General features: G+C 69.4%; 6 protein-coding genes. 5 read left to right on the forward strand and 1 reads right to left on the reverse strand.

The features are described from left to right. Positions 1-65: 65 nt before the first annotated feature. Positions 66-1061 (forward strand): non-homologous end-joining DNA ligase, encoded by a 996-nt coding sequence (gene ligD, locus AW270_RS07310; protein ID WP_061292003.1) that lies wholly within the window; start codon positions 66-68, stop codon positions 1059-1061. A gap of 103 nt (positions 1062-1164) precedes the next feature. Beyond that, on the forward strand, positions 1165-3288 hold the full coding sequence (glgX, locus tag AW270_RS07315; protein ID WP_061292004.1) for a glycogen debranching protein GlgX: 2124 nt from the start codon (positions 1165-1167) through the stop codon (positions 3286-3288). Here the strand turns inward: glgX and AW270_RS07320 are convergent. Then, a complete protein-coding gene (locus AW270_RS07320) occupies positions 3285-3686 on the reverse strand; it encodes a hypothetical protein (RefSeq protein ID WP_061292416.1) in 402 nt (133 codons plus the stop codon). The two genes, glgX and AW270_RS07320, sit on opposite strands and share 4 nt — an antisense overlap. Positions 3687-3814: 128 nt before the next feature. Here AW270_RS07320 and AW270_RS07325 point away from each other — a divergent pair, with 128 nt between their 5' ends. From AW270_RS07325 to AW270_RS07335, 3 genes are read left to right on the forward strand one after another with little or no spacing between them, the layout of a single operon-like run. Beyond that, positions 3815-4552: a pyrimidine reductase family protein gene (locus tag AW270_RS07325; RefSeq protein WP_061292006.1), complete on the forward strand. Its 738-nt coding sequence runs from the start codon at positions 3815-3817 to the stop codon at positions 4550-4552. Beyond that, positions 4549-5661: an ATP-dependent DNA ligase gene (locus tag AW270_RS07330; RefSeq protein ID WP_245674600.1), complete on the forward strand. Its 1113-nt coding sequence runs from the start codon at positions 4549-4551 to the stop codon at positions 5659-5661. The genes AW270_RS07325 and AW270_RS07330 overlap by 4 nt, the downstream gene beginning before the upstream one ends. 2 nt (positions 5662-5663) lie before the next feature. Then, positions 5664-6110 (forward strand): hypothetical protein, encoded by a 447-nt coding sequence (locus AW270_RS07335; RefSeq protein ID WP_061292008.1) that lies wholly within the window; start codon positions 5664-5666, stop codon positions 6108-6110. Positions 6111-6173 lie beyond the last annotated feature (63 nt).

Consider the following 6173-nt stretch of genomic DNA (forward strand, 5'->3'; position numbering starts at 1 on the left):
GACGGGTTTTCACCTGACTCAACCCAGGAGAGAGGCGGAACCTTCCCGGTGGGTAGGGTTCGAACATGCCTTCGCCGTTCATCGAAATAGAGGCCGGGGGACGGACCGTCAAGGTCACCAACCCCGACAAGGTCTACTTCCCGGGCACCGGCGCGACCAAGCGCGACCTGGTGGAGTACTACCTCAGTGTCGGTGACGGCATTCTGCGCGCGGTGCGGGACCGGCCGACATACATCAAGCGGCATCCCGACGGCGTGCAGACCGACGCGATCTACCAGAAGCGGATGCCCAAGCACCCCGACTGGCTGGAGACCGCCGAGGTCCACTTCCCGTCCGGCCGCACCGCCGACGCGTTCCGGCCGACCGAGGTGGCCGGCATCGCCTGGTGCGCCAACCTGGGCACGATCGACTTCCACCCGTGGGCGGCCCGGGTCCCCGACCTCCACCACCCCGACGAGCTGCGCATCGACATCGACCCCCAGCCCGGCACCGGCTTCGACGAGGCCAGGAAGGTCGCCTTCGCCGCGCGCGAGGTGCTGGCCGACCTCGGACTGACCGGGTTCCCCAAGACGTCCGGGAACCGGGGGATCCACATCACCGTGCGGCTCCAGCAGAGGTGGACGTTCACCGAGGTCAGATATGCCGGGATCGGGTTCGCCCGGGAGGTCGAGAAGCGGATGCCCGACCTCGCCACCACCGCATGGTGGAAGGAGGAGCGCGGCGAGCGCGTCTTCATCGACTTCAACCAGAACGCCCTCGACCGGACCGTCGTGGCGGCATACTCGGTGCGGGCGCGGCCCGACGGGCAGGTCTCGGCCCCGGTGACCTGGGAGGAGCTGGAGTCGTGCGACCCCGCCGACTTCACCATGAAGACCATGCCGGCCCGGTTCGCGAAGATCGGCGACCCTCACGAGGGCATCGACGAGGTGGCGTGCGACCTGACCGGCCTGCTGGAGGTCTACGAGAAGGACGGCCGGGGCGACATGCCCTATCCGCCCAACTATCCCAAGATGCCCGGAGAGCCGAAACGGGTGCAGCCGTCGAAGGACCGCGACCGTTGATCCATTCATGTGACCCCTACGGCTGCTGTTGGGCGGGGCTCCTGCCTGTGTTAAATCGAATGAACGGGTAGGGAAAATCCCGGGATGCGAGAATAGGACCTGCATGCGCGAAGTCTGGCCTGGAGAGCCTTATCCGCTCGGTGCCACCTGGGATGGAGTGGGCACCAATTTCTCGATGTTCAGCGAAGTGGCCGAGCGGGTCGAGCTGTGCCTTTTCGACGAGGCCGGCACCGAGACGCGCGTCGACCTCCCCGAGATGGACGGCTTCGTCTGGCACGGCTACCTGCCCGGTGTCACGCCTGGTCAGCGCTATGGCTATCGGGTCCACGGGCCCCACAGCCCCCGCCAGGGCCACCGGTGCAACCCCTCGAAACTCCTCCTCGACCCCTACGCCAAGGCGATCGAGGGCGAGGTCAAATGGAACGAGTCGCTGTTCTCCTACGACTTCGCCGACCCCCGGCGGCTGAACCTCGGCGACTCGGCGCCGTACATGCCGAAGAACATCGTCGTGTCGCCCTTCTTCGACTGGGGCAACGACCGGCTGCCGCGCACTCCCTACCACCAGACGGTGATCTACGAGGCCCACGTGAAGGGGCTGACCAAGCTCCATCCGGCCGTCCCGGAGGAGCAGCGGGGCACCTACGCGGGGCTGGCCCATCCGGCCGTCGTCGAGCACCTGAAGTCGATCGGCGTCACCGCCGTCGAACTGCTGCCGATCCACCAGTACGTGCCCGAGCACTTCCTGGTCGCCCGGGGGCTGACCAACTACTGGGGCTACAACACGATGGCCTACCTGGCCCCCCACAACGCCTACTCCTCGTCGGGGCAGTGCGGGGAGCAGGTGCTGGAGTTCAAGGCCATGGTCAAGTCGCTCCACGAGGCGGGCATCGAGGTCATCCTCGACGTGGTCTACAACCACACCGCCGAGGGCGACCACATGGGCCCCACGCTGGGCTTCCGCGGCATCGACAACAACTCCTACTACCGGCTGCAGGACGCCGACCGCCGCTACCACCTCGACTACACCGGCTGCGGCAACTCGCTCAACGTGCGCAGCCCTCACGCGCTCCAGCTGATCATGGACTCGCTGCGTTACTGGGTCCTGGAGATGCACGTCGACGGCTTCCGCTTCGACCTCGCGGCGGCCCTGGCCCGCGAGCTCCACGACGTCGACCGGCTGAGCGCCTTCTTCGACCTGATCCAGCAGGACCCGGTGATCTCGCAGGTCAAGCTGATCGCCGAGCCGTGGGACGTCGGCCCCGGCGGTTATCAGGTCGGCAACTTCCCGCCCCTGTGGACCGAGTGGAACGGCAAGTACCGCGACACCGTCCGCGACTTCTGGCGCGGCTCCTCCGCCGCGCTCCCCGACTTCGCCTCCCGGCTCACCGGTTCCTCCGACCTGTACGCCACCTCCGGCCGCCGCCCCATCGCCAGCATCAACTTCGTCACCGCCCACGACGGCTTCACCCTCCAGGACATGGTCTCCTACGACCGCAAGCACAACGAGGACAACCTCGAGGGCAACCGCGACGGCTCCGACGACAACCGCTCGTGGAACTGCGGGGTCGAGGGCCCCACCGACGACCTGGCGATCAAGGCGCTGCGGCAGCGGCAGCGGCGCAACTTCCTGGCCACCCTGTTCCTGTCGCAGGGCGTGCCGATGCTGACCGCCGGCGACGAGTTCGGCCGCACCCAGGGCGGCAACAACAACGCCTACTGCCAGGACAACGAGGTGTCCTGGATCGACTGGTCCCTCGCCGAGACCGAATCGGAGCTGCTCACGTTCGTCCGGGAGATCGCCGCCTTCCGGCGCGACCACCCGGCGTTCCGCCGCCGCCGGTTCTTCTCCGGCCGCGAGCAGTCCGACGGCGTCCGCGACATCGTCTGGCTCACCCCGGCGGGCAAGGAGATGGACGACTCCGACTGGCACGCCGGCTACTCCAAGGCCGTGGCGGTGTTCGTCAACGGCGACGCCATCAGCGAGCCGGGGCCGCGCGGCGAGCGCATCACCGACGACTCGTTCCTGCTGCTGATCAACGCCCACCACGAGGACCTGACGTTCACCCTCCCGGGGCGTGACTTCGCGGTGAGCTGGAAGTCCCTGTTCGACACCGCGACCGAGGCCGCCGTCCCCCACGGGCAGCCGCCCGCCGACGTCCGCCACACCGGCGCCGACGTCGAGGTGGCGGCCCGGTCGTTCCGCGTCCTGCGGGCGGTCCGCCGCTAGCGGGTCAGCTCGGCCGCCGTCAGCAGCACCAGCACGAAGGTGCTGACCCCCGCCAGGCCGTGGAGGCCCACCGCGACCAGCGGGAACCGGTTCTCGGCCCCGCGCGCGTGGCGTCCGCCGCCCAGCCAGCGGGTGAACATGACGAACCCCAGGAACGCCACCAGGCACAGCGCGCCGAACGACCCCCAGGCGTAGGCGCTGACACCGGTGAGCATGAAGGCCAGCCACAGCCCCAGCCCGGTCACCGCCAGCAGCGGATGGCTGAAGATCAACGCCATCGGGAACCGGGTCACCTTGGTGGCCTGCTGGCGCAGCCCCCCGCCGCGTAACCACAGGTAGAGCAGGTAGACACCGACCGACGCGGCGAGCAACCACACGATCAACACCACAAGCGGCACGAAAACCCCCTCCGACCACATCTGGTTCGATCCAACACCGAACCTGACAATCGGCGACCGCTTGACATCAAACCGTTACCACCCGGGCACGCTGCCGCGTTGTCGGAGGGCTGTGACAGGGTGGGGTCGTGCGCCAGATACATCCGGAGCCGGCCGACGATCCCGACCTCCCGGCGGTCTACGCCTACCCTCGGGCCGAGTGGCTGCGCCTCAACATGGTGGCCAGCGCCGACGGCGGCGCGTGGCTGAAGGGCCTGTCCAGGGGCCTGTCCTCGCCCGGTGACCGCCGCGTCTTCATGGTCCTGCGCGGCCTGGCCGACGTCGTGCTGGCGGGGGCGGCGACCGTCCGCATCGAGGGTTATGGGCCCTCCAAGCCCCGTGACACGTGGCGTCCGCTGCGCGAGGGCCGTCCGGCCGCGCCGCCGGTGGCGGTGATCACCCGCAAGCTCGACCTCGACCTGGGCGGCGCGCTGTTCACCGAGTGCGCCCCCGAGTCCCGCACGATCGTGATCACCACCGAGTCCGCCCCCGCCGACCGCCGGGCCGAGGCCGCCCGCCACGCCGAGGTGGTCGTGGCCGGGGAGCAGCGCGTCGACCTGGCCGAGGCGGTCGCCCAGCTGCGGGTCCGGGGCCTCGGGCGCATCCTGTGCGAGGGCGGCCCGCGGCTCAACGCTCAGCTCGCGGCGGCCTCGCTGGTCGACGAGATGTGCCTGACCGTCTCCCCCCTGATGATCGGCGGCGACGCCGCCCGGGTGCTCAACGGCACCGCCTCCCACACCCGGTTCGCGCTGGCCGGGGTGCTGGAGGAGGAGGGCAGCCTGTTCTGCCGCTACGTCCGCGAACCGCACCAGGAGGGGGACCGATGACCTCGCCCGAACCCGCCGCGCTGAACCTGCCCGTCCGGCCGCCGGTCTCGCCGATGCTGGCCAAGGCGGTCAAGAAGATGCCCGAACAGGACGGCTCCCTGTTCTACGAGCCGAAATGGGACGGCTTCCGGTGCATCGTCTTCCGCGACGGCGACGAGGTGTTCCTCGGCAGCCGCAACGAGCGGCCCTTCACCCGCTACTTCCCCGAGGTCATCGAGGCGGTCAAGCGCGAGCTGCCCGAGCGGTGCGTGCTCGACGGCGAGATCGTGGTGATGCGCGGGCCGGTCCTCGACTTCGAGGCGCTCCAGCAGCGCATCCACCCGGCCGCGTCCCGGGTGAAGATGCTCTCCGAGGCGACGCCCGCCTCGTTCATCGCCTTCGACCTGCTCGCCGTCGGCGACGACGACCTGACCGGCCGGCCTTTCTCCGAGCGGCGCGAACGCCTGGTCGAGGTCACCGCCAAGGCGGGCGGCTCGATCCGGCTGACGCCGATCACCGTCAACCAGGAGCAGGCGCTCGAATGGTTCGAGATGTTCGAGGGGGCCGGGCTCGACGGGATCATCGTCAAACCGGGCGGCCTGCCCTACGAGCCGGACAAACGCGTGATGTTCAAGGTCAAACACGAACGGACCTGCGACGTCGTGGTGGCCGGATACCGGGAGCACAAGTCGGGGCCGATCGTGGGCTCCCTCCTGCTCGGCCTCTACGGCGACGACGGCAAGCTCCACCACGTCGGGGTGTCGGCGTCGTTCCCGATGAAGCGGCGCGAGGAACTGGTGGCCGAGCTGGCCCCCTACAAGGTCACCGACCCGGCCGACCACCCGTGGGGCGAGTGGGCCTCGTGGGCCTCGGCCGGGGTCGGCGGCGGGCCCGAGGGCCAGCGGCTGCCCGGGGCGATCTCGCGGTGGAACGCCAAGAAGGACCTGTCGTTCATCCCGCTGAAACCGGAACTGGTGATCGAGGTGGCCTACGACCACATGGAGGGCGTCCGGTTCCGCCACACCGCCCAGTTCCGCCGGTGGCGCACCGACCGGACCCCCGAGTCGTGCACGTACGAGCAGCTGGAGGTGCCGGTGGCCTACAACCTCGACGACATCCTGGCGCGGTAGCGATGCCGGAACTGATCTCCGCGTTATCCGACGTCATTCCGGTCGACTCCATCTACGGCCTCACCGGCGTGGGCGACGGCGGCAACGAGCCCGGCGTCTGGGAGGTCGAGTGGTCGCAGGAGGAGCCCAGCTGGCTGACCGTGGGCCCGAACGCCATCCTGCTTCTCCAATACGGCCCAGGTCCCTTTCATCTGCGTTACGAACACTGGTCGGCCGACCCGGGTGAGCCGGCGGAGCGCAGCTGGACCGGCCGTATCCACCTCGTCTCGGGCATGCTGTCGGCCTACACGCTGGAGGACGGCGAGACCTACGAGGAGTTCGACCTCGGCCGGGCCGGGGCCGAATGGAACGTCCGGGCCGAGTGGTGGTCGGTGCGCGACGCATTGAGACCGGAGTTCGCCGACCCTGACGTCCAGGGCCAGATCATGCGGTTCCGGTTCTGGGCGTGAGAGGTCCGTCGTCGCGGCGCGGTGCGGGAGCGGGGGTGAGCGCCCGGAGCGGGGCGGTGCGGG

Origin of the sequence: Herbidospora cretacea (assembly GCF_001570605.1) — a bacterium.
Taxonomy (GTDB): domain Bacteria; phylum Actinomycetota; class Actinomycetes; order Streptosporangiales; family Streptosporangiaceae; genus Herbidospora; species Herbidospora cretacea.

What these genes read in the sequence shown, in the direction of transcription:
- ligD (WP_061292003.1), top strand. Translation starts at nt 66, where the DNA reads ATGCCTTCGCCGTTCATCGAAATAGAGGCCGGGGGACGGACCGTCAAG.
- glgX (WP_061292004.1), top strand. Translation starts at nt 1,165, where the DNA reads ATGCGCGAAGTCTGGCCTGGAGAGCCTTATCCGCTCGGTGCCACCTGG.
- AW270_RS07330 (WP_245674600.1), top strand. Translation starts at nt 4,549, where the DNA reads ATGACCTCGCCCGAACCCGCCGCGCTGAACCTGCCCGTCCGGCCGCCG.
- AW270_RS07335 (WP_061292008.1), top strand. Translation starts at nt 5,664, where the DNA reads ATGCCGGAACTGATCTCCGCGTTATCCGACGTCATTCCGGTCGACTCC.